Source organism: Nocardia sp. NPDC005366 (assembly GCF_040606855.1).
Taxonomy (GTDB): Bacteria; Actinomycetota; Actinomycetes; order Mycobacteriales; family Mycobacteriaceae; genus Nocardia.
Genome location: NZ_JBEXFQ010000033.1, coordinates 62,246 through 85,600, shown reverse-complemented (window position 1 = coordinate 85,600; position 23,355 = coordinate 62,246). Strand labels below are relative to the sequence as shown.

Here is a 23,355-nt window from a genome sequence, read left to right as displayed (position 1 = left end):
ACCGGTGGGATGCGGGGCTTTTCGCATCGATCGACTACGCCAGGGCGCCGAGCACCGAAGGCAGTGCCTCGGTGTGCACGACGGTCAGGCGCTGGGTAGCCCGCGTGAGCGCGACATAGAGATCGTTGATGCCGCGCGGTGATTCGTCGAGAATCCGATGCGGCTCCACCAGATACACCGCGTCGAATTCCAGGCCCTTCACATCGTGCACGGTGAGCACGCGCACCGATTCCGCGCCGAGCGTGGACAATTCGGGAACGAGATCGTGCGGTGCGATCACCGCGGTGGTGCCGGGTCCGTGTCTCTCGGCGATCGAAGCCGCCAAAGCGCCGGGCAATTCGGCCGCGGTGACCCGATGCGCGCGTGGCGCGTTGCCGGACTCGCGTACCGAACGCGGTGCGGCGGCGGCGGGATCGATGGCGGCGAGTACATCGGCGGCCACGGCCATGATCTCCGCTGGCGTGCGGTAGTTCACGGTCAGTTCGGTCAGCTTCCAGCGTTGTGCCACATAGGGTTCCAGCATCGCCTGCCACGACGACGCGCCCGCCGGATCACCGGTCTGCGCCACATCGCCGACGACGGTGATCCAGCGATTCGGGATCCGCCGCATCACCATGCGCCAGGCCATCTCCGATAGTTCTTGCGCCTCGTCCACGATGACGTGGCCGTAGGTCCAGGTGCGGTCGCCCGCCGCGCGTTCCGCCGTGGTCTGTCTGGCCCGCACATCCTGGCGTTCGGCGAGCTGGCTGGCGTCGATCAGGTCGTAGGCCATCAGGATTTCGGGGTCGAGTTCGTCTTCGAGATCCTGTGGGGCCGAACCGGTCAGGATGTCGAGGGCGTCCTGGGCCTCGGCCAGTTGGGCGCGCCAGCGCCTGCGCGCACGTTCGCGTTCCTCGGTGTCGTCGACGCCGAGCAGTTCGGCGAGTTCGTCCAGGAGCGGCGCGTCGGCGGCACTGAACTCGCCGTCGTCGGCCCGGATCAATTCCGCGCGGTCGGCGGGGTCGAGCGAGGAGGCCGCCCGGTCCAGCCGTTTCGGATCGGCGAACAGATCGGCGAGTACGTCCTGCGGGGCGAGGATCGGCCACAGTTGTCCGATGGCCGACTGCACACCGGGATCGGATTTCATCTCGTCCCTGATCTCGGCGAGATCGGTTCGGCTGAGCAGACTCTGTCCTCCGGACAGGTCCGAACCCATGGTTTGGGCGAGTTGTTCGGTAAGCGCGTCGATCACCGCACTCGCGAAAATGGGGCGGGCCAGGTTGTGCGGGCGGCGCGAGGAACGGGCCCTGCCCCTGGCCTTGGTGGCGATCTTGCGGTCCAATGTCACGGGGTAGCCGTCGAAGGCGAGCCGGATGGGGTCGGCGGGGATCTCCTGACGGTCCCGCACCGCCTGCTTGAGCACCTCCAGAATCGCCGAGGAGCCCTTCACCTCGCTCGCCCGCAGGGAATCCTCGCGGGTGGCCTTCACGCCCGGGTACAGGTCGCCGATGGTGGACAGCAGCACACCCGTCTCACCGAGGGAGGGCAGCACCTGCCCGATGTAGTCGAGGAACGTGGCATTGGGACCGATGATGAGCACACCGCTCTTGGCCAGTTGCTGACGATAGGTGTAGAGGAGGTAGGCCGCGCGGTGCAGGGCCACCGCGGTCTTGCCCGTACCCGGCCCGCCCTGCACGACGAGCACGCTCTTGTGCTCGGAGCGGATGATCGCGTCCTGCTCGCTCTGGATGGTCTCGACGATGTCGTTCATATGTCCGGTGCGGGCCGCGTTCAGTGCCGAGAGCAGGGCGCTCTCGCTGCCGACACCGCCGTCGCCCTCGAGCGTCCCGGCACGCTGGGCGGCCTCGAGATCCAGGTACTCGTCGTTGATCGCGGTGACCCTGCGGTTACGCGATCGGATATGCCTGCGCCGCGTCACCCCGTCGGGAGTGGCCGTGGTCGCGAGGTAGAACGGTCGAGCCAGCGGTGCCCGCCAGTCGAGTAGCAGCGTCTCGTAATCGTCCTTCTCATCGAGGATGCCGAGCCTGCCGATATAGCGGGTCTGTCCGTCGGCCGTCTCGGCCTCCAGATCGATGCGGCCGAAACAGAGCCCGTGTTCGGCGGCGTCGTATTTGGACAGATCCTCGTGGTAGAGCTGACTGAACGATTCCCGTTCGGTGCGGGCCTGCGGTGTACCGCCGGTTTCCAGCAGCACGGATTTGAGCCGGTTCTTCGCGTACTCGCGCATATCGTCGAGCCGGTCGTAGAGCAGGGACAGGTGGGACTGCTCCTGCGCGAGTTCGATGTCGCGGTTTCGCTCGGGTGCGCCGTCGCGCTCGGCACGGTCCTGGGTGAGGCGGTCGGGCAAAACTGGACTCCTTGTCACCGCGATGAGCCGGGCTGCGCGCGAAGGGTGCTCGCGCGAGTGAAAACAGAGTTGTCGATTCTACTGTGGTTCCGGCGTGCTCGCCGCAACCGCAGGTAGGACCCCCGAGTCCAGGACCGGGCCGAAGTGCAGCACGGTGGGGAAGGGGTCGTAGAAATGGTGCAGCAACTCCGCCCAGCGCGTGGACTGCGGCGAACCGCGGAATCCCTCGACGTGATCGCGCAGCGAGTCCCATACGACGAGCAGCAGGTACGTCCCCGGCGTCTCGACGCAGCGCGACAGCGACAGCGACCGGAATCCGGGCATGGACTCGATGATCCGGCGTGCCTCGGCGAAGGCGGCCTCGAATTGCGCGGCGCGCTCGGGCCGCACGGGCAGCAGGACGTGTTCGATGATCACGCGGCGGGCCTTCAGGAAGCGTGGGTGCTGTTCGGCATGCGGCTCGGGCCGAGCGCATCGTCCCGGTGCACCATGGTCTTGGCCCGGTACATGGCGAGATCGGCGTCGTGCAGTACCGCCTCGGGCGTGCGGTGCTCGCCGGAGGACAGCGCGGTGACCCCGATGGAGGCGCTCACCTCGATCCGATGCCCGCGCGCGATGATCGGTTCCGACATCTTGGCGCGCACCCGTTCCACCAGTGCATCGAGGTCAACCAGTTGGGGCGTGCCGGACAGCAGCACCAGGAATTCGTCGCCGCCGAGCCGTCCGACCAGATCCTCGGCCCGCAGCGCGCGCTGCAAACGCTGCGCCACGATCTGCAGCACGGTATCGCCGATGGCATGGCCCAGGGTGTCGTTGATGGCTTTGAAATCGTCCAGGTCGATGAACAGGACAGTGGAGATCGGGAGATCCTCGCTGTCGGTGAGGGCTCCGGCCAACTGGGACAGGATCAGCGAACGGTTGGCCAGCCCGGTAAGTGAGTCGTGGGTGGCCTGGTACTCCAATTGCCTTCGGCTGGCACGGAATTCGGTGATGTCGGCGAAGGAGGATACGGCCGAGGAATCCGGATCGCTCGGATTGAGCAACCGGCTGCTCCCCGACAGCCAGCGGCGCTGTCCGTCCTCGCGGTCGACGCCGAAGACGTAGCCGGTGATCGTCGCCCCGGTCGCCAGGGTGCGGGCGATCGGATGGCGCGACGTCGGCAGCGGTTTGGCGTTGGCGTCCAGGAGCACCAACGGCAGTTCGTCGATGGTCGATCCGGTCAGGTCGCCGGTGCGCGAATCGGCCCCGAAGATCAGGATGGCGGCGGGATTGGCGGATTCGATGCGACCGTTGCGGTCGATCACCACCACGCCCTCCTCGAGTTGGGACACGACCGTCGTGAAATGCTGTTCCGCCTTGCGCTGCGCGGCCTCGGCGGCGCGCTGGGCGGTCAGATCGTGGATGACGACCTGGTAGGCGAGACGATCGAACCACGGGGTGCGCACGGAGACGGTTTCGACCTGTACCGTCCTTCCGTCCACGCCGAGCAACGTCATCTCGGTGGGATTGGAGGCGGCCCCTTCGGTCTCCAGAGTGCCGATGCGCTCGACCATCGACGGCACGGAATCCGGGTGGACGAAGCGGGTCAGCGGCTGGCCGATCACCTCGTCGGCGTCGTTCGCGGCGAGTAGTCGGACGGTAGCCCTGTTGACGTAGACGATCACGCCGTCTTCGTGCACACAGATCCCGTCGGGTGTGTGCTCGACGAGGGACCGGTACCGCTGGGCCAGCTGCTCGGCGTCCGCCGAGCTGTTCGCCGCCCTGTCCTCACCCACTCGGACCCCCGATCATCGACCGATTCATGGCCATTGGAACATGGGATTGATCTGGTATCGACGTGGAGAAGATCACATCGACTTCCGTGTCGCTTCCAACATGTCGCGGGCCATCCATTGTGCGCCCTCGGTGATCATTACAGAAAGCCGGACCACTCTGTACTCCGAGCCGAGGGTCGAGTGGCCCGTGGGTCCGGCGGAGGAGCGATGTCATGCCGAGCGCCACGAACACCGTCGAGCACTACCAAGATCATATGACGATCGCCGGGATCGGTGCGGTCACCGGATACGGCTGGGGCCGTGAGGCACTGTGGCAGGGACTGATGAGCGGTAAACCCGCGGCTACCCTCGAGCCGGGCTACGGACCGGACAGGGACGAGCACGCCTGGGTGACCCTGGTGCCCGACGGCGGAGATCCGGCGGTCAGCAGCAGCCGCTACGGGCGGGCCGTGCACGAGTCGGCGCGCGAGGCCATCACCGACGCCACCGAGCGGGGCTGGCGACCGGGACGCACGGTGGGGCTGTTGCACGCGATCGTGCTCGGCGATGTCGCCAACTGGCGCGATTTCTACCAGGTCGATCACGGCCGCCGCCGCCCGCGCGAATTCCTGCGACTACTACCGTCGACGCCGGTCTCGGTGCTCATGCAGGAATTCGGTTTCCACGGACCGTCGATGAATGTCTCCGCCGCGTGCAGTTCGGCCAATGTCGCCCTGATCACCGCTCGCCTCTGGCTCGACAGCGGCATCGCCGACGATGTCATCTGTGTCGCGACCGATATGTCGGCGACGCCGGAATTGGTCGACCATTTCGTCCGGCTCGGCGCCGCGGTGGCCGATACCGAACCGCTCGACGCCTCGCGCCCGTTCCAGGCGGGCAGTCGCGGATTCGCGATGGCGGAGGCGTCGGTGGCCTTCGTCCTCAGCCGTGCGGTCGATCGTCCGTATGCGGCGATGCTCGGCGGCGGGATGACCAACGACGCCTACCACGTGGTCTCGGTGGAGCCGACGCACACGCAGATCTTCGAGTGCGCGCGCCGCGCCCTCCTCGACGCGGGCATCGCCCCCGAGGACGTTCGCTATTTCAACGCCCACGGCACCGGCACCTGGCAGTGCGATACGGCCGAGCGGGAATTGCTGGAGCGGATGTTCGGCGACCGTCCCGAGGTGTATTCGATCAAACCGCTGGTCGGTCACTGCCAGGGCGCCGCCGCCGCGGTCGAGGTCGCCGCCGCCGCACTGGGGTACGAACGCGGCGTTGTGCCCGCCGCGCCGATCGTCGCGCCCGCCTACGAGCGGCTGCTCGACGGCCCGACCCCCTTCGCGGGCGGTATCACCGCCAAATTATCCCTCGGTATGGGCGGGCACAATTCGATGGTCGTGCTCGGCCCGCCGACGTGACTCTCACGCGGTCGGCAACGGAACCGACCAGCGCAACCGGGTGCCGGGCAGAGTCGCGCCGTCGGGGTCGGCGGTCGCGTGACCGGCGGGGCCGATGACGAATTCGCCGTGTGATTGCTCGGCCCGCTGCTCCAGATTGCGCAGGCCGCCGCGGATCACGTGATGCGGAATACCCCAGCCGTTGTCGGTGACGACGATGGTCAGATTGTCGTCGACGCTGATTTCCACACCGACCGTATCCGCTCCCGAATGACGCACGACATTGCTGAGCGCTTCGCGCACCACCGCCTCGGCGTGATCGGCCAATTCCGCCTCGACCACCGAGAGCGGCCCGGTCACCTGAACGGTCGCGCGCAACGGTGCGTCGGTGGTCTGCTGGCGCACCGCCTGCTCGATGCGGTATTGCAGGCGGGTGTCGTCGCCGTCGCCGCCGTGCAGGTCGAAGATCGAGGTGCGGATCTCATGCACCACCTCTTGCAGATCGTTGACTACAGTCGAAAGCCGTTGCCGCACTTCGGGAACAACCGTCTTCGGTACCGCGCCCTGCAGGGTGAGCCCGATCGCGAACAGTCGCTGGATGACGTGGTCGTGCAGATCCCGCGCGATGCGGTCGCGATCGGCGAGCAGATCGAGTTCGCGCACCCGCCGCCGGGCACCCGCCAGCTGCATGGCCAGCGCGGCCTGATCGGTGAAGGCCGCGATCAGCTCGACGAGTTCGTCGGTGTAGGGCGGTGAACCCGCCGGACGCAGCGCGACCAGGACGCCGAGGATCGAATCCGGGGTGCACAGCGGCAGGATCAGCGCGGGGCCGACTTCCTCGATCGGCGCCCCGAGATCGATCCGCGCGGCGTCGGCGAAGCACAACGGCACGCGGCCCGCGAGCGCCTCGCCGAGTGCCGTGCCCTCGGCGGCCAGCGCCCTGCCCTCGTGCCCGGCGCTGGGGCCGGACCACTGGGTCAGCACCAGTTCGGCGCTTCCCTCGGTCTGCTCGCCGGTGGCCACGGCCAGGAAACAGCGATGAGATCCGGTGAGCGTGCGGGCATGATCGACCATCTGGGCCAGCACCCGGTCGGGTTCGGTGCCCGCCAGGAATTCGGTCGCGATATCGCGGGTCGCCTCGATCCACGCCTGCCTGCTCCGCGCCGATTCGTAGAGCCTGGCATTGTCGACCGCGATACCCGCCGCGGCGGCCAGCGCCCGCACCAGTACGTCGTCGTCCTCGGTGAAGGGATGTCCGCCCGCCTTCTCGGTCAGATACAGCGCGCCGAACACCTCGTCGCGGATGCGGATCGGCACGCCGAGGAAGGTGCGCATCGGCGGGTGGCCCGGCGGCAGTCCGACCGAATCGGGATGTTCGGTCAGATCGTCGAGTCGCAGCGACTTGGGCCGATCGAACACCGCGCCGAGTACACCGTGTCCGGCGGGCAATCTGCCGATGCGCGTGCGTATGCCCTCGTCCATGCCCTCATCGATGAACTGGGTCACCTGCTGATCGTGGCCGCGCACCGCGAGTGCGCCGAAGCGCGCGTCGACCAGGTCGGCCGCGGTGCGGACGAGAGAGCGCAGGGTGTCGTCCAGGTCGAGTCCCGAGGTGACCGTGAGCATCGCCTCCACCAGACCGTCCATCCGGTCGCGCGAGTCGATGATCAGTTCGACGCGTTCCTTGACCTCGCCGAGGAGTTCGCGCAGACGCAGCTGTGACAGCGTGTCGCGCACCGAATACGGATCGGTCGGGCTGTCGTCGGCCATCTCGAAATCCCCTCCCGCACGCACATCTCACCCACACTGCGGTCGAGTCTAAATCCTGGATCGGGGACTTTCGGCTCTGTTCGCGACGGCGTTGTCGCGGTGGGATGGGCGGATCGAAGGAGTAGAGAGCAGAGGTGTCCTATGAATTCGTCGTACCTATCGGAGCAGTGGACCACCGCGGCGGACCTCGACCTCGCGGTCACCACCCGCGGTGCGGTCCCCCCGGCCGACGTCACGAGGGCGGTGCGCGCCATCGGACGTGTGCTGCGCCGTCACCATCTCGATGTCCCCGCTCGGGTGCGGGTGACCGCGCCCGACGATACCGACCAGCCGACCGTCGTACAGGCGAATATCCGGATGCACGAGACCCCGACTCGGGTGCAGGTCACCGGCCCGCGCGGTTTCGCCGTCACCTTCGCCGTCGAGCGTCTCGACCGTCAGATCACCCGGCTGGCCTCGAACCAGTCGCGGTCGTGGCCGGATCCTGCGCGTCCGCCGCTGGCCAGGGTCACCGAGCGTCGCCCGATCGTGCGCCGCAAGGAGTGCGGGCTGCTCACCGGCACCCCGAATGAGGCGGCGGCGGTGATGGACGCGATGGACTACGACGCCTACCTGTTCACCGACGCCGAAACCGGTGAAGACGCCATCGTGTTCTGGACCGATCCGACCGGCGTCGCGCTGTCACGACAGCGGGCGACCATCATTCCGGCCCCGCCCGTCGACCAGCCACTCACCACCCACTCGCTGCCGGTGGCGGTGCGCCCCGATCCGACGCCGACCCTCACCGAAGACGAAGCGGCGACCTGGCTGTGCCGCTCGGGGCTGGCGTTCCTGTTCTTCACCGACGAGGAAACCGGGCGCGGCAAACTGCTCTACCGCCGCTACGACGGCGATCTCACCGCGGTGGTCCCCGCCTGATCGGCGAGCAGGTCAGGATTCGCGCAGCCTGGACGCCAGCACCGCGGCCTGGGTGCGTCGTTCCATGCCCAGCTTGGCGAGCAGTCGCGAGACGTAGTTCTTCACTGTCTTTTCCGCCAGGAACATCCGCGCCGCGATCTGCCGGTTGGTGAGGCCCTCGCCGAGGAGGGCGAGGAGCCTGCGCTCCTGATCGGTGAGCCCGGCCAGCGGCCCGTCGTTCTCGGTACTGTTGCGCAGCCGGGCCCGCAGTGCCCCCGCGGCACGGGTATCCAGCAGGGATCGACCCGACCCGACCGCTTTGATGGCCTCGGCCAGCTCCATCCCCTTGATGTTCTTCACCACATAGCCGCTGGCCCCGGCCAGGATCGCGTCGAGCATCGCGTGCTCGTCGGTATACGAGGTGAGGATGAGGCAGCGCAGCCGCTCCATACCCGCGAGCAGATCCCGGCACAGTTCTATCCCGTTGCCGTCGGGAAGCCGAACGTCGAGTACCGCCACATCCGGGCGCGTCTCGGGAATTCCCGACATCGCCTGGGCGACGTCGCCCGCCTCGCCGATCACGCTGAGTTCGGGATCGGAGTTCAGCAGGTCGATCAACCCACGCCGCACGATCTCGTGGTCGTCGACAAGGAACACCTTGATCACGCTCGCCTCCCAGCGTTTTCGGATACCGGCCCGTCTCGGTCGGATGATGTCGCCCGGTCCGCTGCCGATATCGCGCTCCGCCCCCACCGTAGTCTCGTCGGGGAATGCCCACCGCGAAATCGTGGCGACAATGGGAATGTCGGTGTCCCAGGCTGTTTCGAACTTCAGAGCCTATCGGTGCTCGGGACGAGGCGGGCATCCCGGTCGAGATTTCGCGGCGTCGTGCGGAATTGGATCGCCGCTCGCGCGACCGCGATTCGATGCGGGCCGGTTGGTATGCCGTATGCGGGTCGTCATTCCGTCGCCGGGTGATCCACGAATGCCGTCGGCCCGCGTTATCGCCGACCGTGTCGAGTGGCCGTGTCGCCGGTCACATTCGATACTCATCCGCTATATCTCGTGCGGCCGACGCCCGACAGCCACGGAACAGGAAGGATAGGGTGGATACGGGCACGGCTCGCGACGCGCGGGCGCGGTAGGGGGATCCGCGCCATCGGTGGCACGAGGTAGTGGAGCGGGGGCCCGCTGGTCGAGGAAACTTGTCGGTGGTCGGGTCTAGCATCACCGCGGGGTGGGGTCCGGGTGCTGCCGTGCGGGGCGGTGGACCGCCCGGACGCCGTGATTTGTACGAACACCGACACGATCGAGAAGGGACTCACCTGGTGGCGGATCGCCTCACTGTGCGCGGAGCTCGGGAGCACAACCTGAAGGGGGTCGACCTCGATCTGCCCCGCGACAGTCTCATCGTGTTCACCGGTCTGTCCGGCTCCGGCAAATCCAGCCTCGCCTTCGACACCATCTTCGCCGAAGGTCAGCGCCGATACGTGGAATCGCTGTCGGCATATGCCAGGCAATTCCTCGGACAGATGGACAAACCCGATGTCGATTTCATCGAGGGCCTCTCGCCCGCGGTCTCCATCGACCAGAAGTCGACCAACCGCAACCCCCGCTCGACCGTCGGCACCATCACCGAGGTCTATGACTATCTGCGTCTGCTCTACGCGCGCGCGGGCACTCCGCACTGCCCGGTCTGCGGTGAGCTGATCGAGAAACAGACACCGCAGCAGATCGTCGATCAGGTGCTCGCGATGGAAGAGGGCATCAAATTCCAGGTTCTCGCGCCGGTGGTGCGCACCCGCAAGGGTGAATTCGTCGACCTTTTCGACCAGTTGAATACACAGGGCTATTCGCGCGTCCGCGTCGACGGCGTGGTCTATCCGCTGACGGATCCGCCGAAGCTGAAGAAACAGGAGAAGCACGACGTCGAGGTGGTCGTGGACCGGCTCTCCGTCAAACCGAACTCCAAACAGCGGCTCACCGATTCGATCGAGACGGCGTTGCGGCTGGCCGACGGCATCGTCGTGCTGGATTTCGTCGACCGCGACGAGCACGCGCACGATCGCGAGCGCCGCTTCTCCGAGCGCCTGGCCTGCCCGAACGGCCATCCGCTCGATATCGAGGATCTGGAACCCCGATCCTTCTCGTTCAATTCGCCCTACGGCGCCTGCCCCGACTGCACCGGTCTCGGTATCCGTAAGGAGGTCGATCCTGATCTGGTGGTGCCGGACACGGAACTGAGCCTGAACGAGGGCGCCATCGCGCCGTGGTCGCGTGGGCAGACCGCCGAATATTTCACCCGGCTGCTGTCGGGGCTGGCCGAAGCCATCGGCTTCTCGATGGATACCCCGTGGCAGGAACTGCCGCTCAAGGCCCGCAAGGCGGTGCTGGAGGGCAGTTCCGACCAGGTGCACGTCTCCTACACGAACCGGTACGGCCGCAAGCGGTCGTACTACGCCGATTTCGAGGGCGTGATGCCGTTCCTGCAGCGGCGTATGGAGAACACCGAATCCGAGCAGATGAAGGAACACTACGACGGGTACATGCGCGACGTGCCGTGCCCGGTCTGCGACGGCGCCCGGCTGCGCCCGGCGATTCTGGCGGTCACCATCAACGCGGGCGGCGACCGTAAATCCATCGCCGAGGTCAGCGAACTGTCCATCGCGGAATGCTCGGCCTTCCTCGGATCGCTGACGCTGGGGGAGCGGGAGACCGCCATCGCCGGTCAGGTCCTCAAGGAGGTGCAGGCGCGCTTGGGCTTCCTGCTCGACGTCGGGCTGCAATACCTGTCGCTGTCGCGTGCCGCCGCCACCTTGTCCGGCGGTGAGGCGCAGCGTATCCGGCTCGCCACCCAGATCGGCTCCGGCTTGGTCGGTGTGCTGTACGTCCTCGACGAACCGTCCATCGGCCTGCATCAGCGCGACAACCGCAGGCTCATCGAAACTCTCACCCGGCTGCGCAATCTCGGCAATACGCTGATCGTGGTCGAACACGACGAGGACACCATCCGCGCCTCGGACTGGGTGGTCGATATCGGTCCGCTGGCGGGCGAACACGGCGGCCGGGTGGTGCACAGTGGCACCTACCAGGATTTGCTCACCGACCCGAATTCACTGACCGGCGCCTACCTTTCGGGCCGCGAACGGATCGAGGTGCCGATGGTGCGGCGTCCGATCGACAAGAAACGCACGCTCACCGTGGTCGGCGCGACCGAGCACAATCTGAAGAATATCGATGTGTCCTTCCCGCTGGGGGTGGTCACCTCGGTCACCGGTGTCTCCGGATCGGGTAAGTCGACCCTGGTCAACGACATTCTGGCGACCGTGCTGGCGAATAAGCTCAACGGGGCACGGCAGGTGCCGGGCAGGCATACGCGGGTCAACGGGCTGGATCACCTCGACAAGCTGGTGCAGGTGGATCAGTCGCCGATCGGGCGCACCCCGCGCTCCAATCCCGCCACCTACACCGGTGTCTTCGACAAGATCCGCACCCTGTTCGCGGCGACCACCGAGGCGAAGGTGCGCGGCTACCAGCCGGGACGTTTCTCGTTCAACGTCAAGGGCGGGCGCTGCGAGGCATGTTCGGGTGACGGCACTCTGAAGATCGAGATGAACTTCCTACCGGATGTGTACGTGCCGTGCGAGGTGTGTCAGGGCGCTCGATACAACCGCGAAACCCTCGAGGTGCACTACAAGGGCAAGACCATCGCCGAGGTGCTGGACATGCCGATCGACGAGGCCGCCGAATTCTTCCAGCCGGTCACCTCGATCCACCGCTACCTCAAGACGCTGGTCGATGTCGGCCTGGGCTACGTGCGTCTCGGTCAGAGCGCGCCGACGCTGTCCGGCGGTGAGGCGCAGCGCGTGAAGCTGGCCGCCGAGCTTCAGAAACGCTCTACCGGTCGCACCGTCTACATTCTCGATGAGCCGACCACCGGCCTGCATTTCGAGGATATCCGCAAACTTCTCGGCGTGATCAACGGTCTGGTCGACAAGGGCAATACGGTGATCGTCATCGAGCACAATCTCGACGTCATCAAGACCTCGGACTGGGTCATCGATATGGGTCCGGAAGGCGGCTCCGGCGGCGGCACCCTGGTCGCAGAGGGAACGCCGGAAGACGTCGCCGCGGTCACCGACAGCTACACCGGCCAATTCCTGAACGATGTCCTATCGGCCCCGCCAGCACCGAAAAGGGCACCCGCGAAGAAGGCGGCGAGGAAGTCTACGGCGACCAAGCCGGCAGCGGCCAAGACTTCGACGACCATGACTTCGACAACCAAGGCATCGGCCACCAAGGCATCGGCCACCAAGGCATCGGCCACCGAGGCTTCGTCGACCAAGAAAGCGGCTGCCGAGCCCACAGCGGCCAAGCGTCTGGCTCGTAAGGCCGCCGCGCTGCGCTGAGTCTCGTCCAGGCCCGGTGGGCGCCGCCGACAAGCGGTCCCCGCCCGCCGGGTTTCGTGCTGTTCGATAGGGTGCGCGGAGTCGAGGTGCGAAAACCGGGACAAAAGTGAAACATCCGTGTGTAAGATCGGCTCAACCTGTTCGGATGTGGCCGAACAGTACCGACACGTAAGCCGGGTACAGGCGCGTTCGCGGCACCTGCCGACGGGCCGAATCCCGGTGCGCAGGAAAGGAACTGTATGACTGGCGTCGATATCGGCGCGTTGGTCGCCCTGATCCTCGGATTTCTAGGCACCGGCTCGTCCCTCAACTACAAACCGGGCGCCTGAGCGACCGGCGAAAGGAATCAGATCATGGACACCGGAAGCGCCGGCTTCAGCGCCATTTTCGCGGCTCTGGCCAATGCGATCGCCACGGGCTCATCCATCTCGGTGACCCCCGGGCAGTGAGCGAATGACAGGGCCGGCGCGCGGCCGGCCCTGTCATCGGCCGCGACGTCCTCAGGCGGCGGCGTGTATCAGTTCGGCCAGACGTTTCGGTTCCGACCACATGGGCCAATGCCCGGTCGGTAGATCAACCAATTTCGCTGCGACGCGGGGCAATTCACTGAAAATCGGAGCCTCCCCGCTCGTGCTCAACTGCCTCACCAGTTCCGCCCCGATACTCGTGCACACGACGGTTGTCGGCACGGTGAGGCGCGCGGTCGAATCGCTCACCATCAGAGGCGATCCCGCGATTTTCGTCGGCTGCGAGACGGCCCGCTCCCGAAACCGTGCCAGCGCGATATCGTCCAGACCGGTCAGGCTGTTGCCCTCGGCCTCCAATTCCGCCCACGATGGCAACTCGAATTCACGCGCCGACCCCAGATCGTCCCGCAGTACGAAACCGTTCGGAATCGGGGCGCTGTCCACATAGATCGCGTGTCCGATCCGCTCGGGCGCCAGGTCTGTCGCGAGATACGCGGGCACCGCGCCACCCGAATGCGCCACCAGCACAGCCGTTTCGGCGGGAGCGATGGCATCGATGATCGCGCGCGCCTGCTGTTCCAATGTCGCGTCGAATCGGCACTCGTCCTCGGGATCGAGTCCGGGCAACGTCAGCGCGTGCACATCATGTCCCCGTCCGCTCAACTCGTCGGCGACCTCGTCCCACGCCCACGCACCGAGCCAGAATCCGGGGATGAGCAGTATTCGAGTACCCATACAGCCAGCATGCCGCATATCACCGACACCTCGCCCCAGCCGGCTTCCGATACAGGTGCGCTCCCGTCCGCGGATCGCCCGGACGCCCGGAGCGAAGAAGCCGTGCGGCAATTGGAATACGCCACCGGCTCGCCGCAGCGGCGTCCGAGGACCATGCTCCCGCCGGAGTGCCGCGGTGATCAATCGCGGTCGAACGCCCCGATCAGCCCGGCCGCGATATCCGCTACCTCGCAGAGTTCGCTTTTCGCGACGGCGATCATGAGGTCGTACGCGCGGTCCTCGTCCAGATGATCGACATCGATACCGTTGCGCGCCAAGAAGACGATCGCCGCGACGATCGCCAGACGCTTGTTCCCGTCGACCAAGGGATGATTACCGGCGATCGAGTGCAGTAACGCCGCCGCTTTCTCCCACAGGGTGGGGTAGGCGTCGGCACCGAAGATCGTCGCCTGCGGCCTTGCCGCGGCCGATGCGAGCAAGCCGGGGTCGCGTAGTGCGTAATCGCCTGCCGCGTCGTGGGCAATCGCGCGGAGGTCCGCCATCGTCAAGTAGTAGATCGACGGCTCGGTCATTCGGCGAGTCGATCGAGCAGACTCCGGTGTTTGTCGGCGAAACCTTTCGACAGCGCACGGACCTGACTGTCCGCGGTTTCGGCCATCGGCTCCGGTACGACTGCCGCTACTCGACGTCCGTGCCTGGTCAGATGGACGACCGTCCCCGCTTCGGCGGCAGCGATGACCTCGGCGAGGCGCTCTCTGGCCTCGCTGACAGGGATATCCCAGCTCTCGGGCGTCGGTGCGGCAGTCATGTCGCAAATTGTACGTCTAGATCGATATTTTGTACGAAACCGACTCGACCGCGAAGGACGCCGTGGCCGATCGTTTCGGGGCGTCGTGATACGAGTCGCTCACCCGGTCGCGGCCGCGATGGCGCAATCGCCCCGCTCAGTGGACCGGACCGGTGTACTTCTCGCCCGGACCCTTACCCGGTGCGTCCGGATGCGCCGACGCCTCGCGGAAGGCCCGCTGCAGCGATTGCAGACCCTCGCGGATCGGGCCCGCGTGCGGTCCGAGGTATTCGACCGAGGCGGTGACCAGGCCCGCGAGCGCGGTGATGACGCGCCGCGCCTCGTCCAGATCGCGCCGGGGGCTGGTGTCCGGATCCTCGTCGGCCAATCCGAGTTTCTCGGCCGCCGAGCTCATCAGCATCACGGCCGCCCGGCTGATGACCTCCACCGAGGGGATGTCGGCGAGATCGCGAACGGAGGTGTCCGGCTGTTCAGTCATGCGGAAAGGCTAGGCGGCGGGACGGAGGCCGGGTCGAGCGCCCTACGGTGTGTCGCCACAGGAACCGCGATCACAGCCGGTCGGGACATCGATCGCGATACCGACCTCCGGCGCGATTCGGCGATAGCCGTCGGGAATGTTAGACTTCTCGGCGACGACCGCCCCGGGCTTGCCTCGGGGCTGATAAGTGGAGCCCGACTCCCACCGTTGCCGGCGAGTGATCGTACAGGTTAAACGGTCCGGTCATCCGCCTCGTAGGGGCGGGTTTCTCGTGAGCATTCTCGCGCACGGGAGTCGACGTGAGCTGTGGTATGCGTCGGTGATCGGTCGACTCGGGCCCCGTGGTGGAGAAATACCGCCGTGGGGCTTTTGTGTTGAACAAGGGGTTGCAGTTATTGCGCGCGGTCGTCCGACGACACCGTTTGACCTAGGAGGCCCCATCAGCACTGAGACCCGCATCAACGATCGCATCCGTGTTCCCGAGGTCCGTCTCATCGGACCTGGCGGCGAGCAGGTTGGGATCGTGCGTGTTGAAGATGCATTACGCGTCGCCCTCGAAGCCGACCTCGACCTCGTCGAGGTGGCCCCGGATGCCCGTCCACCGGTCTGCAAGATCATGGATTACGGCAAGTTCAAGTACGAGACGGCGCAAAAGGCGCGCGAGTCTCGGAAGAACCAAGTGCAGACCGTGATCAAGGAGCAGAAGCTCCGCCCCAAGATCGATGACCACGACTACGAGACCAAGAAGCGCAACGTCGTTCGCTTCCTCGAAGCGGGGTCCAAGGTCAAGGTGACGATCATGTTCCGTGGTCGCGAGCAGTCGCGTCCCGAACTGGGCTTCCGGTTGTTGCAGCGCCTTGCCTCCGACGTCGCCGAATTGGGTTTCGTCGAGACCTCTGCCAAGCAGGACGGTCGCAATATGACCATGGTCCTCGCGCCCCACAAGGGTGCGAAGACGCGAGTGAAGGCCCAGCAGGAGTCGACGGCTCCGCGACCGCAGCAGACTGCCCCCGCGCAGCCCGCCGCAGCCGCTGCTGTTCCGGCCGCACCCGCCGCGGAACAGGCCCCGCCGGCCGAGCCGCAGTAATACCGACAGAACCCGGTGGTTCGCGAGAACCACCGGCACGAGACAGATAGAGGAATCCATGCCGAAGATGAAGAGCCACAGCGGCGCCTCGAAGCGATTCAAGGTGTCGGGCAAAGGCAAGCTGCTGCGTCAGCAGGCGAACCGTCGCCACCTGCTCGAGCACAAGCCCACCCGCCGGACTCGTCGTCTGGACGGCACGGAGGTCGTCGCGGCTGCCGACGTCCGTCGCGTGAAGAAGCTGCTGGGTATCTGACACCCGCTCACGCAGCACACCGCGACCGGATGACTTCCGGCGCCATTCCGACACATTCGGGCGCGACGAACGCGCCCCCTACTTCGAACAGGACTGACCAGTGGCACGCGTCAAGAGGGCCGTCAACGCTCAGAAGAAGCGCCGTTCCATCCTCGAGGCCTCCAAGGGCTACCGGGGCCAGCGCTCGCGGCTTTACCGCAAGGCCAAGGAACAGCAGCTGCACTCGCTCGCCTACGCCTACCGGGACCGCCGGGCGCGCAAGGGTGATTTCCGCAAGCTGTGGATCGCCCGCATCAACGCCGCGGCGCGCATCAACGACATCACCTACAACCGCTTCATCCAGGGCCTGAAGGCCGCCGGTGTCGAGGTGGACCGCAAGATCCTCGCCGAGCTCGCCGTCTCCGACGCCGAGGCGTTCGCCGGCCTGGTCGCGGTCGCCAAGGCCGCCCTCCCCGCCGACGTCAACGCGCCGGCTGCGTGAGTGAGCACGGCGAATACGCTGTGCGCCGAGGCATGACGAAGTCATGAGCTCGACAACTTCTCCGGAACGACCCGCGGACGCGCTCTCCGAGCGCAATCCGCGGGTCGTTTCGGCTGTGAAGCTCCATCGGGCCGCGCAACGTCGGAAAACCGGACAGTTCCTCGCCGAGGGCGCGAATTCGGTCGCCGCCGCGTTGGAGACCGGGCGGGTGCGTGAGCTGTTCTATTCTGCCGCCGCCGCGACCAGGGAACACGAACTCGTCGCCGGGGCCGCGGCCGCCGGGGTGCGCGTCACCCTGGTCGGCGATCGCGCGGCGCGACATCTCGGGGAAACCGTCACCGCGCCGGGGCTGGTCGCGGTCTGCGATCTGATCGATGTGCCGCTCTCCGATGTGCTCGGCGGAAATCCCCGCATCCTCGCCGTGCCGGTCGAAATCGCCGAACCCGGCAACGCGGGCACGCTGATCCGCGTCGCCGACGCGGTTGGCGTCGACGGCGTGGTACTGGCGGGGGAGACCGTCGACCCGCACAACGGCAAATGTGTGCGTGCCAGCGCGGGCAGCCTGTTCCACGTTCCGATCGCGCGCGGACGCGATATCACCGAAACCCTCGATGCGATCGCCGCGTCCGGTATCGCGATCCTCGCCACCGCGGCGACCGGTGAGGTCGATCTCGACGACGCCGACGAATTGCTCTCCGGTCCCGTCGCCTGGCTTTTCGGCAACGAGGCGCACGGTCTCGACCCCGCCGTCGTCGCCCGCGCCGATCACCGCATCCGCATCCCCATCCACGGGCGCGCGGAGAGTCTCAATCTCGCCGCGGCGGCGGCCATCTGCCTGTACGCGAGTTCGCGCGTGCGGCACGCGCGGCGCGGGTGAGGGGTAGCGGGTAATCCCCGTGAATCCGGAATACCGCATCCCATAGGATTCCACCAGCAGCAATGTGGGTAGGCAATCAGCCGAACCCGTGTGAACCGACCCCAAGGGGAGAGACGAACCATCGTGGCCGACGACACGAAAGACGCCGCCGAGGAGAATTCGGCGCTGACAGAGGAGTCGCTGGCCGCTGCCGCGGCGGCGGCCGAGAAGGCGTTCGCTGCCGCCGCCGATCTGGACGCGCTGGCGGTCGCCAAAACCGAACATCTCGGCGGCAAGGCATCGCTTGCCCTGGCGCAGCGAGCGCTGGGCGGCCTGCCGAAGTCGGAGAAGGCCGACGCGGGTAAACGGGTGAACGTCGCCCGTGCGCGCGTCTCGGAGGCCTTCGATGCGCGGCGGGCGGTGCTGCTCGCCGAGCGTGACGCCGCGGTGCTCGTCGCCGAAGCGATCGACGTCACGCTGCCCGCGCGGCGTCAGCCCGCGGGCGCTCGTCACCCGATCACCGTCATCTCCGAGCAGATCGCCGACGTCTTCGTCGGAATGGGCTGGGAGGTCGCCGAGGGACCCGAGGTCGAGACCGAACATTTCAACTTCGACGCGCTCAACTTCCTCCCGGATCATCCGGCCCGCACCATGCAGGACACCTTCCACATCGCGCCGGAGGGCTCGCGCCAGGTGCTGCGCACCCACACCTCCCCGGTGCAGGTCCGCTCGATGCTGGACCGCGACCTGCCCATCTACGTGGTCTGCCCCGGCCGGACCTTCCGCACCGATGAACTCGACGCCACCCATACCCCGGTCTTCTCCCAGGTCGAGGGTCTGGCCGTGGACAAGGGCCTGACCATGGCGCATCTGCGCGGAACGCTCGACGCGTTCGCGCGCGCACTGTTCGGCCCGCAGACGCGCACCCGCATGCGCCCCAACTACTTCCCGTTCACCGAGCCCTCCGCCGAGGTCGACGTGTGGTTCCCGGACAAGAAGGGCGGCGCGGGCTGGGTCGAATGGGGCGGCTGCGGCATGGTGAACCCGAAGGTGCTGATCGCCAGTGGGATCGACCCCGAGGTGTACAGCGGGTTCGCGTTCGGCATGGGCCTGGAACGGACGTTGCAGTTCCGCAACGGCATCCCGGACATGCGCGACATCGTCGAGGGCGACGTGCGTTTCACGCTGCCCTTCGGTATCCGGTCCTGATCCTCCTTCGATCGAGAGAGCGAAACGTCAAGTGCGAGTAGCGCAGTCCTGGCTGACCGAAATCATCCAGCGCACCACCCCGGAGTGGTCGGTGACGCCGGAGGAACTGGACGCCGGATTCGTCCGTGTCGGCCTCGAGGTGGAGGAGGTCGAGGAACTCCGGCCGGTGATCGGTGATATCGACAAGCCGCTGGTGGTCGGCCGGGTCGCCGAGATCACCGAGCTGACCGAGTTCAAGAAGCCGATCCGCTTCTGCAAGGTCGACGTCGGGAATCCAGACCTGCAGGAAATCGTCTGCGGCGCAAGTAATTTCGCCGTGGGCGATCTGGTCGTCGTCGTGCTGCCCGGCGGTGTGCTGCCCGGTGGTTTCGCGATCTCCTCGCGCAAGACCTACGGCCACGTCTCCCACGGCATGATCTGCTCGGTCGCCGAACTCGGCATCGGCAAGGATCACAGCGGCATCCTCGTGCTGGAGCCGGGAACAGCGGAGCCGGGCACCGATGCCAACGAACTGCTCGGCCTCGGCGACACCGTCATCGAACTGAATATCACCCCAGACCGCGGCTACTGCTTCTCGGCGCGCGGCCTGGCCAGGGAGCTGGCCTGCGGTTTCGATCTGGAATACGCGGATCTCGCGGTGCGGACCCTGCCTGACGACGAGAAGGACGCCTGGGCGATCCGGGTGGAACCCTCCTCTCAGTGCACGCGTTTCGCGGCGCGCCGGGTCACCGGCATCGATCCGGCCGCGGTGAGCCCGTGGTGGCTGCAGCGCCGTCTGCTGCTGGCGGGGGTACGCCCGATTTCCCCTGCCGTCGACGTGACCAATTACGTCATGCTCGAACTCGGCCAGCCGCTGCACGCCTTCGACGCCGCCAAGGTGAACGGCGCCCTTGTGGTGCGCACCGCCAACAAGGGCGAGACGCTGCGCACCCTGGACGAGGTGGAGCGGGTACTCGACGCCGAGGATGTCGTCATCGCCGATGATTCCGGGGTCATCTCCCTGGCCGGTGTGATGGGCGGCGCGACCACCGAGGTCGGCCACGACACCGTCGACGTCCTGCTCGAGGCGGCCACCTGGAATCCGCTGCGGATCTATCGGACCTCGCGTAGGCACAAGCTGGTGTCGGAGGCGGGGAAGCGCTACGAACGGGTCGTCGATCCCGAGATCAATATCGCCGCCCTCGATCGCGCCGCCAGCCTGCTCGCCGATATCGCCGGCGGCACTATCGAATCCGAGCTGACCGACGTCCGGGTTCCGGTACCGGCGCCCGCGCCGATCCGTATCGATATCGATCTGGCCGATCGGGTCGCCGGTGTCACCTACCCGACCGGAACCTCGGCCCGTCGACTCGCCCAGATCGGTTGCACCGTCGAGGTTTCCGTCGACGAGCAGACCGGACACGGTCAGCTCGTCGTCACCCCGCCGAGCTGGCGGCCGGATCTGACGCAGCCCGCCGACCTGGTGGAGGAGGTGCTTCGGCTGGAAGGTCTCGAGCAGATTCCCTCCGTGCTGCCGACCGCCCCGGCCGGGCGCGGACTGACCGCGACGCAGCGCCGCCGCCGCGCGGTCAGCCGGGCGCTCGCCTTCGCGGGCGCGGTCGAGGTGCCCGCGCCGCCGTTCCTGGCCGCGGGTGTGTTCGATATCTGGGGCCTCGACGCCGACGACCCGCGCCGCGAGACCACCCGGGTGCTCAATCCGCTCGACGTGGAGCGCGCCGAACTGGTCACCACCCTGCTGCCCGGACTGCTGGAGATCGCGGCCCGCAATATCTCGCGTGGTGCGCGTGATCTCACCCTCTACGGCATCGCGCAGGTCGTGCTGCCCGGCCCGAATACCAGGGCGGTCGAGGCGCTCCCGGTGGACCGCCGACCCAGCGACGAGCAGATCGCCGAATTGATCGATTCGCTGCCCGTCCAGCCGGTGCACGTCGCCGCGGTGCTGACGGGTCGGCGTGAGCCACGCGGCCCGTGGGGTCCGGGACGCCAGGCCGAGGCGGCCGACGCATTCGCCCTCGCCGATACGGTCGCCGACGCGGCGGGAGTGACCTTCGAGCGCAGGGCGGCGAACTATCTGCCGTGGCATCCTGGCCGCTGCGCGGAACTGCTTGTCGACGGCGAGGTCATCGGCTACGCGGGTGAACTGCATCCGGCGGTGCTCGAGCGTGCGGGTCTGCCGCCGCGCACGTGTGCGGTCGAACTCGACTTGGACGCGCTGCCGTTGGTGGAATCGCGCCCCGTGCCCGTCGTCTCACCGTTCCCCGCGGTGCTGCAGGATGTGTCGGTGAGCGTCGAGAAGGCCGTCCCGGCCGCCTCGGTCGAATCCGCGCTGCGCGGCGGTGGCGGCGAACTGCTCGAAGATATCGCCCTGTTCGACGTCTACGAGGGCGCGCAGGCCGGTGAAGGCCGCAAATCCCTCACCTACGCCCTGCGCTTCCGCGCGCCGGATCGCACCCTCACCGAGGACGAGGCGAGCGCCGCGCGTGATGCCGCGGTGGCGGCGGCGGCCGAATCCGTCGGGGCGGTACTGCGCGGTTGATCCCGGTGTCGAAAACCCCACCCGAGTCGAGTGGGGTTTTCGACGGTCGGGCCTCGATACCTGCACGCGCGCACGCCCGCGACCGGGAATTCGCCGACCGCGCGGGCGGTTGCTTCCGGTGGAGTGGACGGTGGCGCGAGCGGCGTTACCGTGGCGACGACATTGGAGGCCCGATGAGCGTGCGAGCACTGTGGAACAACGTGGTACTGGCCGAAAGCGCGGACACGGTCGTGGTGGAAGGTAATCACTATTTCCCGGCCGATTCGATCAACAAGAAGTACTTCGAGGCGAGCGACACCCACACGGTCTGTCCATGGAAGGGCACCGCGTCGTACTACACCGTCACGGTCGACGGTAAGCAGAATCCGGATGCGGCCTGGTTCTATCCGGATCCGAAGGCCGATGCCGAGCAGATCCGGGACCGGGTGGCCTTCTGGCGCGGTGTGGACGTCGTCCAGAACTGAGGTCGCCGTCGGTCGGGCGGCGAACTGTCGCGCGCGGCGAATGCCGAGTATGAAGAGGGTATGCGACATCCGGCCGCCCCCATCCTCAATGCGCTGACCTTCATGCCGGACCGGCGGATCGTGGACACCCCCGCCATCCTCGGCATGTCCTACACCGACCTGTCCATCCGCACCGAGGACGGCGAAACCGTGCACGGCTGGTGGATACCCGCGCCGCGGTCCATCGGGCACGTGCTGTTCGCGCACGGCAACGCGGGCACCATCGGGGACCGGGTGCCGATTTTCGCGCTGCTGACCGAAATGGGTTTCGACGTTCTCGCGTTCGACTATCGCGGCTACGGACGCAGTACGGGGCGGCCCACCGAATACGGCACCTATCTCGACGTGCGAGCGGCCCGCCGGACCCTGCTCGAACAGTCCGGCGTCGACCCGAGACGGGTGCTGTATCTGGGCAAATCGCTCGGCGGCGGCGTCATGCTCGAACTGTGCACCGAGCATCCGCCCGCCGGTCTGATCCTGATGTCCACCTTCACCGGAATCCGCGACGCGGCCCGATCGGTCTACCCGTTCCTGCCGAGTCCGCTCGTCCCCGACGCGTACCCGAGCCTGCGCCGGATCCGCACGCTGCGCGCTCCGGTGCTCATCATGCACGGCGATCAGGACGAACTGCTCCCGCTGCGGCATGCCCAACGGTTGTATGCGGCGGCGCCCGAGCCGAAGCGGCTGGAAGTGTTCCCCGGCGCGGGCCACAACGATCTGATCGCCGTCGGCGGTGGACGCTGGATGGAACTGGTGCGTAGCTGGGCCGGGGGCGTGCTCGGGAACCCCCGATGACCAGGGAGCCTTCCTCCGAAGCTGCGTAACCTGGCTCCATGACTGATTACAGCGACATCACCGCGAAATTGGCGGCATTGTCGGATGCGGAACTGGTAGCGGTCCTGCGTCCCGTGGTGTCCGGGCGATCCGCTCTGTGGGCGCTGCGAAACGCCCTCGATGAGGTGGCCCAAGTCCATCACGCGGAATTGATCGACAATGTGACTCCTGCCACAACGGAATCGCCGGTGCGCGACGCGTCGTCGGCCGGTGTCGAATCGGGGCAGGTCGGCGGCGGTATTCCGGTACCCGCGGTACCGTTCCCGCCGACGGATAGCCCGGGCGCGCCCACCATCGGCGGTTATTCGACATCCGGGGTGCCGACCTTCGACTCGGTTCGCGATAAGGTCGAGCAGCGCTTCGGCACCGCGCAGGGGATGGGCGAACTCGACCGGCAGACCCCGGCGGGCCGCAGTGCCGACGAACAATTTCAGGCGCGCGAGAAAGCCGCCCGCGAACGTCTGGACCAGATACGGAAATCGGTGCGCGGCAACGACGTCGACCGACACGATCCGTGACCGGGCGGACCGG

21 protein-coding genes are annotated in these 23,355 nt (G+C 67.0%); 12 read left to right on the top strand and 9 right to left on the bottom strand.

The features are described 5' to 3' along the window. Positions 1-34 precede the first annotated feature (34 nt). The 3 genes from ABZS43_RS29690 to ABZS43_RS29680 form a co-directional block, all read right to left on the bottom strand. The gene (locus ABZS43_RS29690; protein WP_355039280.1) at positions 35-2,347 is read right to left on the bottom strand and encodes a 3'-5' exonuclease; all 2,313 of its coding nucleotides are present in this window, start codon (positions 2,345-2,347) and stop codon (positions 35-37) included. 78 nt (positions 2,348-2,425) lie between these two features. Then, entirely contained in the window at positions 2,426-2,764 is a 339-nt protein-coding gene (locus ABZS43_RS29685) for an antibiotic biosynthesis monooxygenase (protein WP_355039279.1), read from the bottom strand. A gap of 11 nt (positions 2,765-2,775) precedes the next feature. Further along, the gene (locus ABZS43_RS29680; protein WP_355039278.1) at positions 2,776-4,122 is read right to left on the bottom strand and encodes a diguanylate cyclase; all 1,347 of its coding nucleotides are present in this window, start codon (positions 4,120-4,122) and stop codon (positions 2,776-2,778) included. Between the two features lie 212 nt (positions 4,123-4,334). Here ABZS43_RS29680 and ABZS43_RS29675 point away from each other — a divergent pair, with 212 nt between their 5' ends. Then, entirely contained in the window at positions 4,335-5,522 is a 1,188-nt protein-coding gene (locus ABZS43_RS29675; protein WP_355039277.1) for a beta-ketoacyl synthase N-terminal-like domain-containing protein, read from the top strand. Positions 5,523-5,525: 3 nt separating this feature from the next. Here ABZS43_RS29675 and ABZS43_RS29670 read toward each other — a convergent pair whose 3' ends face one another. After that, positions 5,526-7,271, bottom strand: coding sequence for a GAF domain-containing sensor histidine kinase (locus ABZS43_RS29670; RefSeq protein WP_355039276.1), 1,746 nt, complete (start codon positions 7,269-7,271; stop codon positions 5,526-5,528). Positions 7,272-7,412: 141 nt separating this feature from the next. Here ABZS43_RS29670 and ABZS43_RS29665 point away from each other — a divergent pair, with 141 nt between their 5' ends. Then, positions 7,413-8,189 carry a sigma 54 modulation/S30EA ribosomal C-terminal domain-containing protein gene (locus ABZS43_RS29665; protein WP_355039275.1) on the top strand — a complete coding sequence of 259 codons (777 nt, stop codon included), beginning with the start codon at positions 7,413-7,415 and terminating at the stop codon, positions 8,187-8,189. Positions 8,190-8,201: 12 nt separating this feature from the next. Here ABZS43_RS29665 and ABZS43_RS29660 read toward each other — a convergent pair whose 3' ends face one another. Next, a complete protein-coding gene (locus ABZS43_RS29660; RefSeq protein WP_355039285.1) occupies positions 8,202-8,834 on the bottom strand; it encodes a response regulator transcription factor in 633 nt (210 codons plus the stop codon). A 662-nt stretch (positions 8,835-9,496) separates the two neighbouring features. Here ABZS43_RS29660 and uvrA point away from each other — a divergent pair. Next, on the top strand, positions 9,497-12,577 hold the full coding sequence (gene uvrA, locus ABZS43_RS29655) for an excinuclease ABC subunit UvrA (protein ID WP_355039274.1): 3,081 nt from the start codon (positions 9,497-9,499) through the stop codon (positions 12,575-12,577). Positions 12,578-13,077: 500 nt separating this feature from the next. Here the strand turns inward: uvrA and ABZS43_RS29650 are convergent, their stop codons facing one another. The 4 genes from ABZS43_RS29650 to ABZS43_RS29635 form a co-directional block, all read right to left on the bottom strand. Then, positions 13,078-13,779 carry an alpha/beta hydrolase gene (locus tag ABZS43_RS29650; RefSeq protein WP_355039273.1) on the bottom strand — a complete coding sequence of 234 codons (702 nt, stop codon included), beginning with the start codon at positions 13,777-13,779 and terminating at the stop codon, positions 13,078-13,080. A 179-nt stretch (positions 13,780-13,958) separates the two neighbouring features. Beyond that, positions 13,959-14,321 carry a type II toxin-antitoxin system death-on-curing family toxin gene (locus ABZS43_RS29645; protein ID WP_355039284.1) on the bottom strand — a complete coding sequence of 121 codons (363 nt, stop codon included), beginning with the start codon at positions 14,319-14,321 and terminating at the stop codon, positions 13,959-13,961. Positions 14,322-14,347: 26 nt separating this feature from the next. Beyond that, positions 14,348-14,587 (bottom strand): type II toxin-antitoxin system prevent-host-death family antitoxin, encoded by a 240-nt coding sequence (locus ABZS43_RS29640; protein WP_355039272.1) that lies wholly within the window; start codon positions 14,585-14,587, stop codon positions 14,348-14,350. 136 nt (positions 14,588-14,723) lie between these two features. Continuing rightward, positions 14,724-15,065 carry a DUF1844 domain-containing protein gene (locus tag ABZS43_RS29635; protein WP_355039271.1) on the bottom strand — a complete coding sequence of 114 codons (342 nt, stop codon included), beginning with the start codon at positions 15,063-15,065 and terminating at the stop codon, positions 14,724-14,726. A gap of 394 nt (positions 15,066-15,459) precedes the next feature. On the opposite strand from ABZS43_RS29635, the gene infC reads away from it, so the two are divergent. The 9 genes from infC to ABZS43_RS29590 all read left to right on the top strand — a co-directional run bounded on the left by infC (position 15,460) and on the right by ABZS43_RS29590 (position 23,342). After that, positions 15,460-16,152, top strand: a complete 693-nt coding sequence (gene infC, locus ABZS43_RS29630) for a translation initiation factor IF-3 (RefSeq protein WP_355039283.1) — start codon at positions 15,460-15,462, stop codon at positions 16,150-16,152. A gap of 58 nt (positions 16,153-16,210) precedes the next feature. Continuing rightward, the gene (gene rpmI, locus ABZS43_RS29625) at positions 16,211-16,405 is read left to right on the top strand and encodes a 50S ribosomal protein L35 (protein ID WP_355039270.1); all 195 of its coding nucleotides are present in this window, start codon (positions 16,211-16,213) and stop codon (positions 16,403-16,405) included. 100 nt (positions 16,406-16,505) lie between these two features. Continuing rightward, the gene (gene rplT, locus ABZS43_RS29620; protein WP_054812781.1) at positions 16,506-16,886 is read left to right on the top strand and encodes a 50S ribosomal protein L20; all 381 of its coding nucleotides are present in this window, start codon (positions 16,506-16,508) and stop codon (positions 16,884-16,886) included. A gap of 43 nt (positions 16,887-16,929) precedes the next feature. Then, positions 16,930-17,763, top strand: a complete 834-nt coding sequence (locus ABZS43_RS29615) for an RNA methyltransferase (protein WP_355039269.1) — start codon at positions 16,930-16,932, stop codon at positions 17,761-17,763. A gap of 123 nt (positions 17,764-17,886) precedes the next feature. Continuing rightward, a complete protein-coding gene (gene pheS, locus ABZS43_RS29610; protein ID WP_355039268.1) occupies positions 17,887-18,951 on the top strand; it encodes a phenylalanine--tRNA ligase subunit alpha in 1,065 nt (354 codons plus the stop codon). A gap of 31 nt (positions 18,952-18,982) precedes the next feature. After that, a complete protein-coding gene (pheT, locus tag ABZS43_RS29605) occupies positions 18,983-21,487 on the top strand; it encodes a phenylalanine--tRNA ligase subunit beta (RefSeq protein WP_355039267.1) in 2,505 nt (834 codons plus the stop codon). 173 nt (positions 21,488-21,660) lie between these two features. Next, positions 21,661-21,951: a DUF427 domain-containing protein gene (locus ABZS43_RS29600; RefSeq protein WP_355039266.1), complete on the top strand. Its 291-nt coding sequence runs from the start codon at positions 21,661-21,663 to the stop codon at positions 21,949-21,951. 60 nt (positions 21,952-22,011) lie between these two features. After that, positions 22,012-22,785, top strand: coding sequence for an alpha/beta hydrolase (locus ABZS43_RS29595; RefSeq protein ID WP_355039265.1), 774 nt, complete (start codon positions 22,012-22,014; stop codon positions 22,783-22,785). Between the two features lie 38 nt (positions 22,786-22,823). Continuing rightward, positions 22,824-23,342, top strand: a complete 519-nt coding sequence (locus tag ABZS43_RS29590) for a hypothetical protein (protein WP_355039264.1) — start codon at positions 22,824-22,826, stop codon at positions 23,340-23,342. The last annotated feature ends 13 nt before the right edge of the window (positions 23,343-23,355 follow it).

Excerpts from the sequence above, each read along its gene's own strand:
- ABZS43_RS29675 (WP_355039277.1), top strand. The coding sequence starts at position 4,335 with ATGCCGAGCGCCACGAACACCGTCGAGCACTACCAAGATCATATGACG.
- ABZS43_RS29665 (WP_355039275.1), top strand. The coding sequence starts at position 7,413 with ATGAATTCGTCGTACCTATCGGAGCAGTGGACCACCGCGGCGGACCTC.
- ABZS43_RS29645 (WP_355039284.1), bottom strand. The coding sequence starts at position 14,321 with ATGGCGGACCTCCGCGCGATTGCCCACGACGCGGCAGGCGATTACGCA.
- ABZS43_RS29640 (WP_355039272.1), bottom strand. The coding sequence starts at position 14,587 with ATGACTGCCGCACCGACGCCCGAGAGCTGGGATATCCCTGTCAGCGAG.
- ABZS43_RS29595 (WP_355039265.1), top strand. The coding sequence starts at position 22,012 with ATGCGACATCCGGCCGCCCCCATCCTCAATGCGCTGACCTTCATGCCG.
- ABZS43_RS29615 (WP_355039269.1), top strand. The coding sequence starts at position 16,930 with ATGAGCTCGACAACTTCTCCGGAACGACCCGCGGACGCGCTCTCCGAG.
- rpmI (WP_355039270.1), top strand. The coding sequence starts at position 16,211 with ATGCCGAAGATGAAGAGCCACAGCGGCGCCTCGAAGCGATTCAAGGTG.
- ABZS43_RS29650 (WP_355039273.1), bottom strand. The coding sequence starts at position 13,779 with ATGGGTACTCGAATACTGCTCATCCCCGGATTCTGGCTCGGTGCGTGG.
- ABZS43_RS29590 (WP_355039264.1), top strand. The coding sequence starts at position 22,824 with ATGACTGATTACAGCGACATCACCGCGAAATTGGCGGCATTGTCGGAT.
- ABZS43_RS29635 (WP_355039271.1), bottom strand. The coding sequence starts at position 15,065 with ATGACTGAACAGCCGGACACCTCCGTTCGCGATCTCGCCGACATCCCC.
- ABZS43_RS29600 (WP_355039266.1), top strand. The coding sequence starts at position 21,661 with ATGAGCGTGCGAGCACTGTGGAACAACGTGGTACTGGCCGAAAGCGCG.
- ABZS43_RS29670 (WP_355039276.1), bottom strand. The coding sequence starts at position 7,271 with ATGGCCGACGACAGCCCGACCGATCCGTATTCGGTGCGCGACACGCTG.